At 72.6% G+C, this 17,586-nt stretch carries 12 protein-coding genes; 10 read left to right on the top strand and 2 right to left on the bottom strand.

Going from position 1 to position 17,586, the window contains the following annotated elements; genetic code table 11:
* Positions 1-98 precede the first annotated feature (98 nt).
* Complete coding sequence (locus AB0B91_RS44135) at positions 99-992, bottom strand: LysR substrate-binding domain-containing protein (RefSeq protein ID WP_358333827.1); 894 nt, start codon at positions 990-992, stop codon at positions 99-101.
* 140 nt (positions 993-1,132) lie between these two features.
* Here AB0B91_RS44135 and AB0B91_RS44140 point away from each other — a divergent pair, with 140 nt between their 5' ends.
* Positions 1,133-2,572 carry a DUF1338 family protein gene (locus AB0B91_RS44140; RefSeq protein WP_358333830.1) on the top strand — a complete coding sequence of 480 codons (1,440 nt, stop codon included), beginning with the start codon at positions 1,133-1,135 and terminating at the stop codon, positions 2,570-2,572.
* Between the two features lie 25 nt (positions 2,573-2,597).
* A complete protein-coding gene (locus AB0B91_RS44145) occupies positions 2,598-4,118 on the top strand; it encodes an aldehyde dehydrogenase family protein (protein WP_358333833.1) in 1,521 nt (506 codons plus the stop codon).
* A 4-nt stretch (positions 4,119-4,122) separates the two neighbouring features.
* On the opposite strand, the gene AB0B91_RS44150 is transcribed toward AB0B91_RS44145, so the two are convergent.
* A complete protein-coding gene (locus AB0B91_RS44150; protein WP_358333836.1) occupies positions 4,123-6,411 on the bottom strand; it encodes a M20/M25/M40 family metallo-hydrolase in 2,289 nt (762 codons plus the stop codon).
* Positions 6,412-6,544: 133 nt separating this feature from the next.
* Here AB0B91_RS44150 and AB0B91_RS44155 point away from each other — a divergent pair, with 133 nt between their 5' ends.
* The 8 genes from AB0B91_RS44155 (at position 6,545) to AB0B91_RS44190 (ending at position 17,527) form a co-directional block, all read left to right on the top strand.
* Positions 6,545-7,114 (top strand): helix-turn-helix domain-containing protein, encoded by a 570-nt coding sequence (locus AB0B91_RS44155; protein WP_358333839.1) that lies wholly within the window; start codon positions 6,545-6,547, stop codon positions 7,112-7,114.
* 86 nt (positions 7,115-7,200) lie between these two features.
* Positions 7,201-8,316, top strand: coding sequence for a hypothetical protein (locus tag AB0B91_RS44160; RefSeq protein WP_358333842.1), 1,116 nt, complete (start codon positions 7,201-7,203; stop codon positions 8,314-8,316).
* Positions 8,317-8,324: 8 nt separating this feature from the next.
* Positions 8,325-9,080 carry a TetR/AcrR family transcriptional regulator gene (locus AB0B91_RS44165; protein ID WP_358333845.1) on the top strand — a complete coding sequence of 252 codons (756 nt, stop codon included), beginning with the start codon at positions 8,325-8,327 and terminating at the stop codon, positions 9,078-9,080.
* A gap of 87 nt (positions 9,081-9,167) precedes the next feature.
* Positions 9,168-12,134, top strand: a complete 2,967-nt coding sequence (locus tag AB0B91_RS44170; RefSeq protein WP_358333847.1) for an aminotransferase class III-fold pyridoxal phosphate-dependent enzyme — start codon at positions 9,168-9,170, stop codon at positions 12,132-12,134.
* Between the two features lie 60 nt (positions 12,135-12,194).
* The gene (locus tag AB0B91_RS44175; protein WP_358333850.1) at positions 12,195-13,679 is read left to right on the top strand and encodes an amidase; all 1,485 of its coding nucleotides are present in this window, start codon (positions 12,195-12,197) and stop codon (positions 13,677-13,679) included.
* Positions 13,670-14,560: an amidohydrolase family protein gene (locus AB0B91_RS44180; RefSeq protein ID WP_358333853.1), complete on the top strand. Its 891-nt coding sequence runs from the start codon at positions 13,670-13,672 to the stop codon at positions 14,558-14,560. Before AB0B91_RS44175 ends, AB0B91_RS44180 begins: the two co-directional genes overlap by 10 nt.
* Positions 14,557-16,110 carry a class I adenylate-forming enzyme family protein gene (locus AB0B91_RS44185; protein WP_358333856.1) on the top strand — a complete coding sequence of 518 codons (1,554 nt, stop codon included), beginning with the start codon at positions 14,557-14,559 and terminating at the stop codon, positions 16,108-16,110. The genes AB0B91_RS44180 and AB0B91_RS44185 overlap by 4 nt, the downstream gene beginning before the upstream one ends.
* Positions 16,103-17,527 (top strand): gamma-aminobutyraldehyde dehydrogenase, encoded by a 1,425-nt coding sequence (locus AB0B91_RS44190; protein ID WP_358333859.1) that lies wholly within the window; start codon positions 16,103-16,105, stop codon positions 17,525-17,527. Before AB0B91_RS44185 ends, AB0B91_RS44190 begins: the two co-directional genes overlap by 8 nt.
* Positions 17,528-17,586 lie beyond the last annotated feature (59 nt).

The following is a 17,586-nucleotide window of genomic DNA, read 5'->3' on the forward strand; positions in this document are numbered from 1 at the left end:
CCAAGTAAGCGAGAGTATCGCTCTTTCCGCCTTTTCCGCAAGCGTCTACGCACGTTGAGGGTTTGCTGGAGAATTGCCGGGCGCAGACCCGGAAAGTCTCAACCCTCCTTCCATGGCAGGACGACCTGCCGCAGGGTGGCGAGCGCGTCGGCGAGCAGGGGGTTGCCGTTGGCCTCCCGGTGCAGCGCGACGACGGTTCGGTGCGCGGCGGGCAGCCTCAACGGCGTGGCCACGACGCGGTCGTCGGGCACATGGCCGAGGGCGGGGACGACCGCCACCCCCAGCCTGGCGGCCACCAGATGCCGCACCACGTCGTAGTTGTTGCTGCGGAAGGTGACGACGGGCACGAATCCGGCCGCCGCGCACAGCCGGGCCAGTGACAGGGCGCCTCCGGTCCCCTCGCGGCTGGTGATCCAGCGTTCCCCCGCCAGCGCGGACAGCTCCGCGCCCGGGCCATGATCTTGAGGGCGCAGCAGGAGCAGGTCCTCACGCAGCAGGTGGTGGGCGGCCAGCCCGTCAGGCCACGACTGCGGTGTGAGCCCGTACTCATAGACCAGCGCCAGGTCCAGAGCGCCGTCGATCACCCGCGGGACCAGCTCCTCGGGCTCGCCCTCCTCCAGCAGGATCTCCGCCCGGGGGTAGCGGCGGGTGAACGCCGACAGGGTCGGCGGCACCAGGCGCACGCTGGCCGTGGGGAAGCTGCCCAGCCGCAGCCGGCCGGTGGTGCCGGTGGCCAGTTCGCGCACCTCGTAGCCGAAGTCCTCCAACGTGGCCAGCACCCGCTGGCTCAGCTCCACCAGGCGATGGGCCGCGGCGGTGGCGCGCACGCCGCGCGCCTCCCGCTCGAACAGCACCAGCCCGGTGTCCTTCTCCAGCGCCGCGATCTGCTGGGAGACGGCCGAGGCCGTGTAGCCGAGCTCGCGTGCCGCGAGCGCGAACGATCCAGTCCGGCACACCTCTCGCAAGGTGACCAGAAGCAGGGGCTTGACCATGCCGCCTCCGAGCCGCCGGTGGAGCACCATAAGCAGTGCTTGGGCTTTGGCCGGAAATCTATCGGTCTCCTGGGGCTTGGATTCACCCGGGATCGCCTCCATCGTGGACAGAGCCATCTGGGACCTGGAGGAGATAACGCATGGTCATGGTCTCTCAAGGGCGGCTGCGCGCCTCGTTCGCGCGGCGTCTGTCGGAGATGTACGGGCAGGAGGTGCCCGCCTACCGGACGCTGGTGGAGGTCTCCCGGGAGGTCAACGACAGCGTGCTCCAGCGGGCGGGAGCCGGCGCCGAGCGGCTGGGGTCCATCGACCGCGTCACCGCCGAACGCCACGGCGCCATCCGGGTCGGCACCCCGGCCGAGCTCCAGCAGGTGGCGCGGATCTTCGGGGCGCTGGGCATGCGCCCGGTCGGGTTCTACGACCTGCGTGAGGCCGCCTCCAGCGCCGTGCCCGTGGTCTCGACGGCCTTTCGTCCCGTCGCGGACGACGAGCTGGCCCGCAACCCCTTCCGGGTCTTCACCTCCATGCTCACCCCGGCCGACCCCCGCTTCTTCGACGCGGACCTGCGCGAGCGGCTGGAGAGGTTCCTGGCCGCGCGGCAACTGTTCCCGCCCGAGCTGCTGGAGCTCGCCGATCGGGCCGAACGCGAGCGCGAACTGCCGCAGGAGCAGGCCGAACGCTTCCTCGCCCTGGCCGTCCACGCGTTCGCGCTGGCCGAGGAGCCGATCGACAGGGCCTGGTACGAGAGGCTGGAACGGGTCTCGGCCGTCGCCGCCGACATCGGCGGCGTGCGCAGCACCCACATCAACCACCTGACGCCGCGCGTGCTCGACATCGACGAGCTGTACCGGCGGATGACCGAGCGCGGCATCACCATGATCGACACGATTCAGGGGCCGCCGCGCTGGTCGGGGCCGGACGTGCTGCTGCGCCAGACCTCCTTCCGCGCCCTGGCCGAGCCGCGCGCGCTGCGCCAGCCCGACGGCGGCATCACCACGGGATCGCTGCGGGTGCGCTTCGGCGAGGTGGAGGCGCGCGGGATCGCGCTCACCCGCGCCGGCCGGGAACGCTACGACGACCTGCAGGCGCGCGCCGACACCGAACCCACCGGCCACCACGGCACAGACGGCGGGGCAGGCCACGGGGCGGACGGCGGCGATCCCGCTCACAGCCGTGCCCAGGCCGTACGGTCGATCTGGGAGCGGGAGTTCCCCGCGACCGAACGGGATCTGGCGGTCGGCGCTCTGGGGTTCTTCACCTATCAGCCGGTGCCGGACCGCGTGCGTGACGGGCGGCCACCCGCCACCGGCCTGGCCGACCTGCTCGACCACGGCTGGGTACGCGCCGAGCCCATCGTGTACGAGGACTTCCTGCCCCGCTCGGCGGCCGGGATCTTCCAGTCCAACCTCAGCGGGCAGGGCGTCAAGGACGACAGCCACACCGCCGCCGGCTACGACGCCGACTGGCTGTCCGGCGCCATCGGACGCGAGGTGCTGGACCCGTTCGCCCTGTACGAGACCCAGCAGCAGCGATCCCTGCGGGGCGCCGCCCACGCGCTCGGCCTGCCCGAGATCACCTGATGACCGCCCAGACGGAGAACCCTTCATGACCCTTCCCAGCACCGACGCCCTGCGGCGACGCGCGCTCGACATCCTGACCCGCCTGGACGTCACCCTCGAACAGGGCGACGACCTCCACGCCCGCACGCCGATCACCGGCGAGCACCTGTTCGGCCTCAAGGCCGCGACCCCCGCCGAGGCCGACGAGGCGATCGCGGCGGCGCACGAGGCGTTCCTGACCTGGCGCACCGTGCCCGCCCCCCGCCGCGGCGAAGTGGTGCGCAGACTCGGGGAACTCCTGCGCGAGCACAAGAACGACCTGGCCGACCTGGTCACCATCGAAGCGGGCAAGATCCGCTCGGAGGCGCTCGGCGAGGTCCAGGAGATGATCGACATCTGCGAGTTCGCGGTCGGCCTGTCGCGCCAGCTCTACGGGCGCACCATCGCCTCCGAACGGCCGGGCCACCGCCTGTCGGAGACCTGGCACCCGCTGGGCGTCGTCGGCGTGATCTCCGCGTTCAACTTCCCGGCGGCCGTGTGGGCGTGGAACACCGCCGTGGCCCTGGTCTGCGGCGACACCGTGGTCTGGAAGCCCTCCGAGCTGACCCCCCTGACCTCGCTGGCCTGCGACCGGCTGCTGGCCACGGCGAGCGGGCAGAGCGGCGCCCCCCGCGACGTGCACCGGCTGCTGCTCGGCGAGCGCGCCATCGGGGAGCGGCTGGCCGACGACCGGCGGGTGGCGCTGGTCAGCGCCACCGGTTCGGTCCGAATGGGCAGCCAGGTCGGCCCGCGGGTCGCGGCCCGCTTCGGCCGTTCGCTGCTGGAGCTGGGCGGCAACAACGCCGCCGTGGTCACCGCCTCGGCCGATCTCGACCTGGCCGCGCCCGCCATCGTGTTCGCCGCGGCCGGGACCGCCGGGCAGCGCTGCACCACCCTGCGCCGGCTCATCGCGCACACCGACATCGCCGACGCCCTGATCGACCGGCTCACCACCGCCTACGGCAAGCTGCCCATCGGCGACCCGTTCGACGACTCCACCCTGGTCGGGCCGCTCATCTCCGCTCAGGCACACGAGGCGATGCGGCAGGCGCTGAGCGCCGCGCGGTCCGAGGGCGGCACCATCCTGGCCGGCGGCGGGCGCCGCCTGGCCGACGCCGCCCCCGCCGCCCGCTACGCCGAGCCCGCGATCGTCCGGATCGACGGTCAGAGCGGCATCGTCCGGCAGGAGACCTTCGCGCCGATCCTGTACGTGCAGACCTACCGGACGCTGGAGGAGGCCATCGCCCTGAACAACGACGTCCCCCAGGGGTTGTCCTCCAGCATCTTCACCCGGGACCTGCGCGAGGCCGAGCGCTTCCAGGCCGCCGACGGCTCCGACTGCGGCATCGTCAACGTCAACATCGGCACCTCCGGCGCGGAGATCGGCGGCGCCTTCGGCGGTGAGAAGGAGACCGGCGGCGGGCGCGAGTCCGGCTCGGACTCCTGGCGCGCCTACATGCGGCGCACGACCAGCACCGTCAACTACTCCGACCAGCTGACCCTCGCCCAGAACGTGAGCTTCCTCTGACGCGTCACAGGGTGTAGGCCTTGGTGACGGAGATCTTGGCGTCGCCGACGAACAGCCAGTCCGGTGGGGCGATGAAGCCAGGAAGCGTGGACAGCTCACGGGGATTCGGGCTCACATCGGTGACCCTCAGTCGGATCTTGCCGCCGGGAACCTCCAGCGACGCCTCGACTCCCGCCGCCCCTGAGGCGTGGAAGACGAATCCCGCCGGATCGGCCGTGATGGAGCGGCCCTCGACGGTCAGCGAACGCACCGTCGAGGTGTCCCCGTCCACCCGCAGGCCGACCGTGTTCGCTCCGCGCTCGGAGCGGATCCGTACGCGCAGGGTTCGCACGCCGTGCCGGGTCGTGTCGGCGAGCACCCGCAGCGAGGGCGCCGCCAGCGCGGCGGCCTTCGCCGGGCTGAGGAGCTTGGACCCGCCCCACAGCTGCGCCGCCGGATGGCCGGCGGCACCGCCATAGCGGCGGGCCCACTGGTCGGGCGACTTCGAGGTCAGCCAGACGGCCTCGCCGGTGTCGGCGTCGAGGCCGTAAGCCAGGCTGGTCCGGCGCGGGTGCTCCTTGTCGATGGGCTCGGCCAGCAGGCCCGCCGCCACCAGGGTGATCGAGACGGCCAGCGCGGTCAGCGGGATCAGCGGGGAACGCCGGCGCGGCCACACCGTCTCGATCAGCGGCAGCAGGGGGCCGCCGAACAGGATCACCAGGGGCATGGGGGCGTAGCCCGCGTACTGCAGGCCCGTCGGCAGGGTGTTCCACGCGCTGGGCAGCAGGATCAGGGCGCCCGGCACCAGACCGGCGGCGAGGACGAGGACGCGCCACCGCGGCGGGCAGCCGAGTGCGGCCAGCCCGCCGAGTGCCGCCCCCAGGGCGGGCCAGGCGGCGAGGTGCGAGGCTCCGGGCGCGACGATGCCGAGTCCGAGACCGATCAGGGCCGCCCAGGTCAGCATGCCCAGCGCCAGTTCGGCGGTGCCGACGCGACGGCGCAGCAGCGCGTACCAGGCGAGCAGGATGGTGCCCGCGAGCATCACTACGGCGAGCCAGAACGGCTCCGGCTGATACGGCGTCGTGGTGGCGGTTCCGCTGAGTTCGGGCCGGATCATCTTGAGCAGGTCCCAGAAGAAGACACCGGCGCCCACCCCGGCTCCGATCGGGATCAGGGCGAGCGCGGTGCCGAGGAGCGTGCGCCGCAACGTGACCATGCCCCGGCGGCGGGCCAGGAAGATCAGTGCCAGCGCGGCCAGCAGGGCGACGGCGCCCAGCAGGGACGCCGCCCAGCTCGGATAGCGGACCAGCAGGCCGGGCGGGAGGTTGAAGTAGACCAGGTCGTTGCCGGTGGTCAGCCGTGCCAGGTCGGTGGCGCCGAACGCGCGCACGAGCGCCAGCGTGTTGTCGCCCATCTGCTGCAGCGCCGCCAGGTCGACGTGCGCGGGGTCGTCGAGAACGCTGTGGTACACGGTGCCCGCGTTGGCGTAGGCGGAGTCGAGCACGGCCATCCTGCCGGGTGCGAAGGCGGTGAAGTCGGTGTCGTTGTTGAGCAGTTTCATGAGCTCGGCGTAGACGGAGTCGGCCACGGGCATGGGCGCCGCCGATCCGAACATGGAGATCAGGCCGGAGTTCGACGGCGTGCTCCGGAACATCAGCACCGGCCCCTTGGCCCCGCGCGCCTCGTTGTTGAGCACCACGCTCCGCCCCTTCGCGAGCGGGTGCCCGGCGACGAACGCCTCCGAACCCAGGAGCCCGGCCTCCTCGGCGTCGGTGATGAGGAACACGACGTCGTTGCGCAACCGGGTGCCGTCCGCGACCAGCGCCCTGGCCGTCTCGATCGCGCTCGCCGTACCGGCACCGTCGTCATTGGCGCCCGGCCCCTCGGGGACCGAGTCGTAGTGCGCGGTGACGAAGACCCGGCCGGTGGGAGCGGTCCCGGGTATCACGGTGACGATGTTGAAGACGCGGCCGGCGGTGACGGGGTCGCCCCGCTCGTCCATCGGGGAGACGCCCACCGCCTCGTGCACCTCGGGCCGCAGGCCCAGCCGTCGCAGCTCGCCGACCAGGTAGTCACGCACCCGGGTGTGCTCGGCCGTGCCGACGGGGTGGGGTTTGACGGCGAAGCGCTCGACCTGGGAGAAGGCCCGCCGCGCGCTGAACTCCCGGGCGGGGGCGCCGGCCGGGTTCACCGCGGTGGGGGTGGTGTCCGTGATCGCGCCGATGGCGATCAGCACGAGCACGCACAGGGCCGTGAGTCCGGCGGCGAGTGAGCGCCGTCTCGATGCCTGCTCGTCTGCGGCCACTGGTGTCATCCGTGTTCACTCCCCGTGTCGTGCGTCCCAAATGTCCCCTTGTGGTGGCATCAGGATCATCGCGACGGAGTATTGCAGAAGAAATGCTGCAGCGAAAGTTCTGCAATCCGGTGAGGGGTTGTAAGCTCGCAGCGTGGCGAACAGACCGGCGGTCCGGCAGCTCAGTGATCCAGGTGCGCTCAAGGCGCTCGGCCATCCGCTGCGCCAGCGGATCCTGCGGCATCTCGGCATCCACGGCCCGGCCACGTCCACCACGCTCAGCCGGGCACTCGGCGAGAACACCGGGACGCTCAGCTACCACCTGCGCCAGCTTGAGCACAACGGGTTCATCGAGGACATCCCCGAGCGGTCGAACGGAAGGGAGCGCTGGTGGCGGCAGATCAGCCGCGACCTGAGGTGGCCCTCGGCGGGTGAGCTGGACGAGGAGTCGCAGAAGCTCCTCGACGAGATCACCGAGTTCAAGGTCGACGAGGAGCTGGAACTCGCCCGGCGTTTCTTCAGAGACCATCGGCGCTACGGCGAGTGGGCGAAGGCGTCGCGCGGGCTCACTCACCTGACCCGGGAGGAGCTCGACGAGCTCTTCGAGGCGTACATGGAACTGCTGTCCAGATTCCGCCGTGCGCCCGAAGACGCGTCGCCCGGCGCGCGGCCGGTGTTCCTGAGGTTCTTCACGATGCCGGCCACCGAGGACCCGCCGTCCTGAACGCCCGGTGCTGCAGGTCTCCCGCGACCTCCCCAGGGATCCCGGCGCATTGATTATTTGTACAAACGATCGATAGACTAACGCGCATGGCGGAGCTTCCGGCAGGACCGGCTCGGCGTGTGCGTACCGTGCTCGGTGATGTCGAACCCGCAGCACTCGGCCACACGCAGCCGCACGAACACGTCCTGTGCGACATGTCGGCGATCATTCAGCCCTGGGGCCCGCGGCCGGTGGCCGGTGACGACGGCGCGCCACGGGCGACGATCGCCCGGGAGCTGCCCGCGTCCGTACGCGCCCGGGTCGCCGAGCCCGTACGGCTGGACAACTACGACTGGATCCGGCGCACGGTCCTGAACCTCGACAACCTGCGCCTGCTGTCCGAGCAGGACGCGGCCGAGGAGCTGATCCACTACCGCACGGCCGGAGGCGGCGCGGTGGTCGACTCCACGCCGGTGGGACTGGGCCGCGACCCCCTCGGGCTCGCCCGTGTCTCACGCGCCAGCGGCGTGCACATCGTGATGGGCAGCGGCTACTACTGCCGCGACTACCATCCGGCCGGGCTGGCCGAAGCCTCCGTGGAGGCCATCGGCGCGGAGATCATCGCCGACGTGCGGGACGGCGTGGGCGACACCGGCGTCCGCGCCGGGCTCATCGGCGAGATCGGCCTGAGCTGGCCGGTGCACCCCACCGAGGAGAAGGTGCTGCGCGCCGCCTGCCGCGCGCAGGCGGCGACCGGGGCGCCGCTGCAGATCCATCCCGGCCGGCATCGCGAGGCGCCGCTGCGGGCCATGCGCGTGGTCCTGGAGGCGGGCGGCGACCCGGACCGCGTGATCATGTCTCACCTCGACCGTACGCTGTGGACGGCGGACGACCTGCTGAAGCTCGCGGGCACGGGCTGCTACCTGGAGCTCGACCTGTTCGGCCAGGAGTCCAGCTACTACACCTTCAACCCCGACGCGCGCCGCCCCAACGACCGCACCCGCGTCGAATGGCTCCAGCGGGTGATCGAGGCCGGCCACGGCGAGCGCCTGCTGATCGCGCAGGACATCTGCCAGAAGGTCTACCTGCGCCGTTACGGCGGCCCCGGATACGCCCACATCCTCGACAGCGCCCTCCCCCTGATGCGCCGCATGGGGATGAGCCAGAGCGAGATCATCACGGTGACGGTCACCAACCCCGCGACCGTCCTGGCTATGGGATAGTCGGCGCCATGGCCACCACCAACCAGACGGGCGGCAGCCGGCACACCAAGGGCGGCCGGATGAAGGCGACGTCCTCGCGGCGGGCGCAGTCGGCCCGCACGGAGCTGCGGCTGCTGCGCACCGCCTGCTGGCTCTTCTCGGAGCGAGGCTTCCACGGCACCGGCATCCGGGACATCTCCGAGGCCGCGGGGGTCGCCGTCTCGGCGATGTACTACTACGCCTCCTCCAAGGACGAGCTGCTGGAGGCGGTCACCCGCCGCGTCATGGAGGTGCTCGCGGCCAGCAGCGAGGAGGCGGTCCGCGACATCGACGACCCCGCCGAGCGCCTGGCCGCGCTCATCGCCGTGCACGCCGCCTTCCACGCGCGCAACCCGCGCGCCGCCAAGGTCGCCGACCACGAGTTCCAGGCGCTGACCGGGCAGGCCCGGCGCGACATCCTGCGGCTGCGCGACGCCTACGAGAAGGTGTGGGCGGACACGCTGGAGGCCGGAGTGCGTGCCGGCGTCTTCACCGATCGCGGCAACGTCGCCCGGCTGGCCCTGTTGCAGATGGCGACCGGGATCGCGCACTGGTACCGCCCCAACGGCGAGCTGGACATCGCGCGGCTGTGCGAGCGGTTCGCCGACATGGGGCTCTCGCTCATGGGCGCCAGCCGCGACGGGCGCCCGCTCCAGGTGGGTGACCTGCGCATCCCCGACTCCGAGCTGCTGCTCCAGCGGGTCGAGCTGTCGATCGAGCCCCGCCGCAAGCCCACGGGAGTGTGACCTCCCGATGGGCCGGGCGGGGTCTTGACATCACCACGAATTTGAGCGATCGTTCGACAACATAACGGGCCTTGAGGGGAGACCGGCGTGAGGCGTACGGGCCATGATGACGAGCGGCGGGCCGCGTCGTCGCCGAGCTCGGCGGACGAGCTGGAGCGCGCGGCCACGCTCGCGCGGGACCTGTTCGGCCTGGCGGGCCGGCTGGAGCCGCTGCCGGGGGAGAAGGACCGCAACTTCCGGTTGAGCACGGCGGACGGCGACCGCTACGTCCTCAAGCTCCACGCCCCGGGCACCGACCCCGCCGAGCTCGACCTGCAGGACGCCGTGCTGCTGCACCTGGCCGGCCGGGCCGGGTCGCCCTCGCCCGGCTCGCGGCGTGAGCCGGGCGCCGTAGGAGGCGGCGAGCGGCCCCCGGCCCCGCGCGTGGTGCCGGCCCTGGACGGACGCCGGTCCGCCGCCGCCGCGTGGGCCGACGGCACGCGCACGGCCAGGGTGCTCACCTGGATGGCGGGCCGCCCCTGGGCCGAGGTCGAGCCGACGGCGCGGCGCCTGCGCGGCCTGGGCCGGCACGTGGCGGCCGTCGATCACGCGCTGCGCGACTTCACCCACCCCGGCATGCGGCGCGAACTCGTGTGGAACCTGACCGGCGCCCCCGCCGTCGCGGACCTCGCGCCGCTGCTCGACGGCGAGCTCCGGCCGCTGGTGACCGAGGTCTTCGACCGCTACCGCGACCACGTCGCCCCGCGCGTCGCGGCGCTGCCCCACCAGGTGATCCACAACGACGCCAACGAGCTCAACATCCTGGTGGACGACGGCGGCGAGGTGGCCGCTCTGATCGACTTCGGCGACGTGGCGTGGAACCCGCGCGTGTGCGGCCTGGCGGTGGCCGGGGCGTACGCGATGCAGGGGCACGCCGATCCGCTGCGGGCGGTGCTGCCTGTGGTGAGCGGGTACGACGAGGTGTCGCCGCTGCGACCGGCCGAGCTCGAGGTCCTGTACGACCTCATGCGTACCCGGCTGGCGATGAGCGTGTGCCTGTCGGCCTACCAGCACGCCAACGACCCCGCCAACGACTACCTGCTGGTCAGCCGGCGTGGTGTGACGCGGGTGCTGCGGCGGCTGGCCGGGACGAGCCCGGGCCTCGCCCACTTCCGGCTGCGCGACGCGGTCGGCTTCGCGCCCAACCCGCTGGCCCGGGCCGTGCGCCAGCACTTCGAGTCCGGCGTGGCCCGGCCCGTGCCCCTGTTGCCTGGCGCGGCCCCGCCGGACGAGGCTGTCTCAGCCCGGCCCGTCCCGGCGGCGCCCGTGCTGGACGCCCCGCCGGCCCGCTACGGCGAGGAGACCGCGCAGCCACCCGGACGGCGGCCGGAGATCCACCTGGGGTGCGACCTGGTCACCGGCGAGGGTGTCACGGTGCGGTGCCCTCTCCCGTCGGTCGTGCACACCGTGAAGACCCACCCGTCCGGCTCCGTCGTGCTGGAGCACCGCACCGACGGCGGCGTGCCGTTCTGGACCCTCTACCGGCACCTGGACGCGAGCTCGATCACCCACCTCACCCCGGGCGGCGAGCTGGCACCCGGCGACCCGCTGGGGACGGCCGGCGCCACGCGAGCGCGCCTGCAGTTGCTGACCCACCTGCTCGGCATGGGAGCCGACTTCCCGGACACCGCGCCCGTCGATGAGGCGGACCTGTGGAGGGGCATCAGCACCGACCCCGGCCTGGTCCTCGGACGAGGGGGCGCGGCGCGGCCACGGCGGGAGGCGGACGGCATCGCCGCGCGCCGGCGGACGAATCTCAGCCGGGCGATGAGCCTGTCCTATCGCGAGCCGCTGCACCTGGTCCGGGGTGAGGGCGCCTACCTCTTCGACGCCTCCGGCCGGCCGTGGCTGGACCTGGTGAACAACGTCTGCCATGTGGGCCACTGCCACCCGCGGGTGGTGGCCGCGGGTCATCGGCAGGCGGCCCGGCTCAACACCAACACCCGGTATCTGCACGAGTCCGTCGTGGAGTACGCCCGCCGCCTGGTCGAGCTGCTGCCGGACCCGTTGCGGGTCTGCTTCTTCGTCAACTCCGGCTCCGAGGCCAACGACCTCGCGCTGAGGCTGGCGGCGGCTCATACCGGCGCCGCGGACGTGCTGGTCCTCGACCACGCCTACCACGGTCACCTGTCCTCGCAGATCGCCTTGAGCCCGTACAAGTTCGACCGGCGCGGCGGGCGCGGCCGGCCGGACACCACTCATGTCTGCGAGCTGCCCGACCCCTACCGTGGCCGGCTGCGGGCGGGCCGCGACGACGATCTGGGCCGGCGTTACGCCGGCTCGGTCGCCGACCGGCTGGCCGGGCTCGCGGCGGCCGGGCGGCGGCCCGCCGCGTTCTTCGCCGAGTCGCTGCAGAGCTGCGGCGGTCAGATCGTCTACCCCGACGGCTACCTGCGCGAGGCGTTCGAGCACGTACGGCGGGCGGGCGGGGTGTGCGTGACCGACGAGGTGCAGGTGGGCCTGGGGCGGGTGGGGCGGAGTTTCTGGGGGTTCGAGCCGCAGGGGGTCGTGCCCGACATCGTCACGCTGGGCAAGCCGCTGGGCAACGGGCATCCGCTGGCCGCCGTGGTGACGACACCGGAGATCGCGCGGTCGTTCGAGACGGGGATGGAGTACTTCAACACCTTCGGCGGCAACCCGGTGTCGGCCGAGATCGGGCTGGCCGTGCTCGACGTCGTACGCGATGAGGGTCTGCAGGCCCACGCGCGCCGGCGCGGCGAGCAGCTCCTGCGCGGGCTGCGGCGGCTGAGCGGCCGCCATCCGCTGATCGGGGACGTCCGGGGCGAGGGGCTCTTCCTCGGCGTGGAGCTGAGCCTGGACGGGCTGCTGCCGGCCACCGCGCAGGCGGGCGCGGTCAAGGAGGCGGTGAAGGCGCGCGGGGTGCTGCTGTCGACGGACGGGCCGGCTGACAACGTTCTCAAGATCAAGCCTCCCCTGGTGCTGACCGGCGCGGACTGCGAGCTGTTCCTCGATGTCCTCGACGATGCGCTGGGCGAGGTCGAGGCCACCCTCTGACGCGGCATGCCTTGACGTAGGCGCTTATTTGAGCGATCGTTCGACTGCTTAGGAGAGACGATGACAGACACCACAAGCCTCCCGGAGCCGGTCGGCACCGGGCCGGAAGGGTGGCCGAGCGCCACCGAACTGGCCGGGCGGATCGCCTCCGGCGAGGCCGGCGCGCGCGAGGTCCTGGAAGGCTACCTGGCGCGCATCGACGCGCTCGATCCCGCGCTGAACGCGTTCTGCCACGTCGAGCATGACCAGGCCCGCCAGGTGGCCGACGCGGCCGACGCGCGGGTGGCGGCCGGCGGGCCGCTGCCGCCGTTCCTGGGCGTGCCCATCGCGATCAAGGATCTGCACCCGGTCCGCGGCCGGCCCCTGTGCAGCGCCTCGAACGCCGTCGAGCACCGCGTGATGGACGCCGACGCGCCGGCGGTCAAGGCGCTGCGGGAGGCGGGTTTCGTGTTCGTGGGCGCGACGACGTCGCCGGAGTTCGGCACCGTGTCGGTCACCGAGTCGCTGCGCCACGGCGTCACCCGCAGCCCCTGGGATCTGCACCGCAGCCCGGGCGGTTCCAGCGGCGGCGCCGCCGCGGCCGTGGCGGCCGGCCTGCTGCCCGTCGCGCACGGATCCGACGGGGCGGGCTCCATCCGCGAGCCCGCCAGCTTCTGCGGGCTGGTCGGGCTGAAGCCGAGCCGCGGACGCGTCCCGTCCGACGCGCACTACATGGAGGGCTTCGCAACCGAGGGCGTGCTCACCCGTACCGTGCTGGACACCGCGGCCATCCTGGACGTCTTGGCGGCGGCCCCGCAGTCCACCTGGTACAGCGCTCCCCCGGCCGACGAGCCCTACCGGCGGCAGGCCCAGCGTGATCCGCGGCGGCTGCGCGTCGGGCTCAACCTGCAGCCCGCCTTCCCCGCCGAGGTGCACCCCGCGGCCGTCGCCCTGGCCCGCCGGGCCGCCGACCTGCTCGCCGACCTCGGGCACGAGGTGGTCGAGCAGTCGATTCCGGGACTCGACCCCGACTGGTTCCAGCCCCGTTTCGAGATCCTTTACGCCACCGGTTCGGCCGACTGCGCGGTCGTGGACGAGTCGGCGGCCGAGCCCCTCAACCGGACCCTTCGCCAGGCCGCCCGTGAGACCGACTCGCTGACGTACGTGCGGACCATGCTGGAGTTGCAGTGGCGCTCGGCGGAGATGTACCGGGCGTGGGAGGCCGTCGACGTGCTGCTCACCCCGACCAACCCGGTTCTGGCGCCGAGTGAGGGGGCGCTGTGGCAGGGGCAGGACGCCGACCCGTGGCTGCCGCTGCGGCGCGCGGAGGAGACCGCCTCGCTGACGGCCCTGGCGAACATGCTGGGCCTGCCCGCCATCTCCATCCCGCTCGTGGAACAGCCCGGCGGCCTGCCGCTCGGCGTCCAGCTCATCGGCGGCAGATGGTGTGACGGCACGGTCCTGGCCCTGGCCGGCCAGCTCGAACGCGCCCACCCGTGGCGTCACCGCAGGCCCAGCATGCCCATGACCATCGAATCCGCCGGGAGGAACACCTCATGGATCTGACCGCCCCGCTCTCCTCGACGATCATCGACTTCCGCGTACGGGTGCCCAGCGCCGCACGCCCGCCGCTCGCGGCCGGCGGCGACGTCTACACCCAGTACGAGGCGGTCCTCGACATCGGCGACGGCTGGCACAAGGGCATGGGCGAGTTACTGGCCGAGATGGACGAGGCCGGGGTCGGGCACGCCGTGCTGCACGCGGAGTACGAGCACGGCGACTACGCCGACGCGCTGAATGAGGAGGTGGCCGAGCAGGTGCGGCTGCGGCCCGACCGGTTCTCCGGGTTCGGGACGGTCACGCTGGAGCCCCTGTCGATCATGCGCGCCGTACGCCAGGTCGAGCGGGTGGCCGCGCTGGGGCTGGCGGGGATCAACGTGCAGCCGTCGTTCTTCGGCCACGCGATCGACGACCGGCAGCTGTACCCGGTGTACGCCAAGGCCACCGAGCTGGGGCTGGCGATCGGCATCCACACGGGCGTCAACTACTCGCGCCGGCACCCGATCGAGTCCGAACGGCCCGTCCGCCTGGACCAGGTCGCCTGCGACTTCCCCGAGGCGACGCTCATCGCCTGCCATGGCGCCTGGCCCTGGGTGCCGGAGATCGTGGCCGTGGCGCGGCGGCACCCGAACGTGCTCGTCGACTTCGGCGGCCTGGCCCCCAAGTACCTCGGCGTGCCGGGATCGGGCTGGGAGATGATGCTGCGCTTCATGGACCGGGTCCTGCGCGGCCAGGTGCTGTTCGCCACGGACTGGCCGGTGTTCCCGCACCTGCGGGCCCTGGAGGAGTGGCATGGCCTCGGCCTGCGGGCCGAGACGCTGGACGCGCTGCTGCACGACAACGCCAGACGGCTGCTGTCGGCCCGCCAGGAGGCGGTGCCGGTATGAGCGTTCCACGGTTGGCCCGCATCACCGACTACGTCGGCCACTGGGCCACGCACCGCCCGGCCCGCGAGGCGCTGGTCGGCGAGCACGGCCGCTGGACGTACCAGCGGCTGCGTGAGGACGTCGACCGCTGCGCGGCCGCGCTGCTGGCCGCCGGCGTGCGGCACGGCGACCGGGTGGCGCTGCTCGGCCACCCGCAGCCGGAATGCTTCGTGGTCTTCCTGGCGACGGCGAGCATCGGCGGCGTCTGGGTGGGCCTGAACCCCAAGTACACGATCGCCGAGCTGTCCCACGTGGTCGCCGACAGCGAGCCGGCCCTGCTGTTCGGCATGCTCGACGCCGAGGACGCCACGCTGAGCGCGCTGCGGTCGCTGGGGCCGGCCCGCGTGGTGACCCTTGACCGCGCGGTGGACGGGCTGTCGGTCTCCTACGAGGAGTTCCTCGACGCCGGCGCGGACGTGCCCGGCGACCTGCTGGCCGGCGCCCGCGAGCGGGTCCGGCCGCTGGATCCGGCGGCGATGATCTACACCTCCGGCAGCACCGGCAGGCCCAAGGGCGCGCTCGTCCCGCACTGGGGGCTGGCCCACTGCGGCGCGGTGCAGGCGGGACGGTGGTACGGCCAGGCGCCCCGCAAGCTGTGCGACCTGCCGCTCAACCACATCGGCGGGCTCGGCGACATCAGCACCTCGATCCTCACCGCCGGCGGCACGGTCGTGTACATGCGGCGCTTCGACCCGGCCGGCGCGCTGCGCATGGTGGAGCGCGAGCGCCTGACGCACCTGTACTGCGTTCCGACGCAGTTGCTGGCCATGGTGAGAACGGCGGAGTGGTCCCAGTGCGAGCTCGGCTCGCTGGAGTACATCCTGTGGGGCGGGGCCGCCGCGCCGCAGAGCCTGCTGGAGACGCTGTCCAAGACGGGCGCGCGGCTGGCCACCAGCTACAGCCTCACCGAGTCGACCGGTTCGGTGACCTACACCGACCCGGAGGACCCGCTGGAGGTGCTGGCCTGGAGCGTGGGCCGGGTGGATCCGCACTACGAGGTCACGCTGCGCCGCCCCGACGGCACCACGTCCAGCGCCGGCGAGCTGCTCATCCGGGGCGACTTCATCACCCGGGGCTACTGGCGGGCGCCGCAGGCCACCCGGGCGGCGATCGACGGCGACGGCTGGCTCCACACCGGCGACCTCGCGGTGCAGGAGGCGGGCGGCCACATTCGCCTCGTCGGACGGCTGAAGGAGATGTTCAAGTCGGGCGGCTACAACGTCTACCCCCGCGAGCTCGAAGCCGCGATCGAGGAGCATCCGGCCGTCGCGCTGGCCGCCGTGGTCGGCGTGCCCGACGAGCGCTGGGGCGAGGTCGGGCACGCCTTCGTCGTGCCGAGCGGGCCGGTCACGGCGGGTGAGCTGCGCGAGTACGCCCGCGCTCGGCTGGCCAACTACAAGGTGCCGAAGGTGTTCCGGCTGGCGGCGGAGCTGCCGAAGCTGCCCATCGGCAAGATCGACAAAGTGGAGCTGCGCCGCCGCGCCATGACGCTGGGAGATCGACATGATTGAGATCGGTAATTTCATCGACGGCGCGTTCGCCGATCCGCTCGACGGCGAGTCGGCGCCCGTGCTCGACCCGGCGACGGGCCGGACGATCGCGCACGCCCCGCGATCGTGGCCCGCGGACGTCGACCGGGCGGTGGCCGCGGCCGGGGCGGCTTTTCCCGGCTGGGCCGCCACGACCCCGGGCGAACGCGCGCTCGCGCTGCTCAAGCTGGCCGACGCGATCGAGGAGCACGGCGCCGAACTGGCCGAACTGGAGTCGGCGAACGCCGGAAAGCCCCTGCACGTGGTCAAGAGCGATGAGATCGGCACGATGGCCGACAACCTGCGCTTCTTCGCCGGCGCCGCCCGCTGCCTGGAGGGCAAGGCGGCCGGCGAGTACGTGGCCGGCTACACCTCGATGATCCGCCGGGAGCCCGTGGGCGTGGTCGGCCAGATCACCCCGTGGAACTACCCGATGATGATGGCGGTGTGGAAGATCGGCCCCGCGCTGGCCGCCGGGTGCACGACCGTGCTCAAGCCCGCCCCGACGACACCGGTGACCACCGTCAGGCTCGCCGAGATCGCCGCGGACATCTTCCCACCCGGCGTGCTCAACGTCGTCGTCGGCGGCAACGAGCCGGGCGCGGCCCTGGTCGAGCACCCGGACGTCGACCTCGTCTCGCTCACGGGGTCCGTCGAGACCGGCCGGTGGGTCGCCGAGCACGCCGCCCGTACGCTCAAGCGCACCCATCTGGAGCTCGGCGGCAAGGCGCCGGTCGTGGTGTTCGACGACGCCGACCTGGAGGCGGCTCTGGAGATCATCTCCGGCGCCGGCTTCTACAACACGGGGCAGGACTGCACCGCGGCCACCAGGGTGCTGGCCGCGCCCGGTCTGTATGACGACCTCGTCGCCGGGCTGGCCGCCAAGGCCAAGGAGCTGGTGATGGGCGACATGAGCGCGCCGGACACGACGCTCGGCCCGCTCAACTCCCTGCGCCAGCGGGAGCGGGTGGCGGGCTTCCTGGAGCGCCGGCCCGGCCACGCGGAGGTCGTCACCGGGGGCCGGGCCGCCGACCGGCCGGGCTTCTTCTTCGAGCCCACCGTCGTCGCCGGGCTGCGGCAGGACGACGAACTGATCCAGCGGGAGATCTTCGGGCCGGTCATCACCGTCCAGCGCTTCGGCGACGAGGACGAGGCGATCAGGCTGGCCAACGGCACGCCGTACGGCCTGGCCGCCTCGGTCTGGACGCGGGACATCGGGCGGGCCCTGCGCATGTCCAGGGCGCTGCGCTTCGGCTGCGTCTGGATCAACGACCACGTCCCGCTCGCCTCGGAGATGCCGCACGGCGGCTACGGGCAGTCGGGCCACGGCAAGGACCTGTCGGCCTACGCGCTCGAGGACTACACGCACGTCAAACACGTGATGGCCAGCCTGCGCTGAGCACCGGCCACCTGAGCTCGGGAGTACCGCGCCACCCCCACTTAATCTATCGATCGTTC

The organism is Nonomuraea sp. NPDC049141, from assembly GCF_040648415.1.
Classification (GTDB): domain Bacteria; phylum Actinomycetota; class Actinomycetes; order Streptosporangiales; family Streptosporangiaceae; genus Nonomuraea.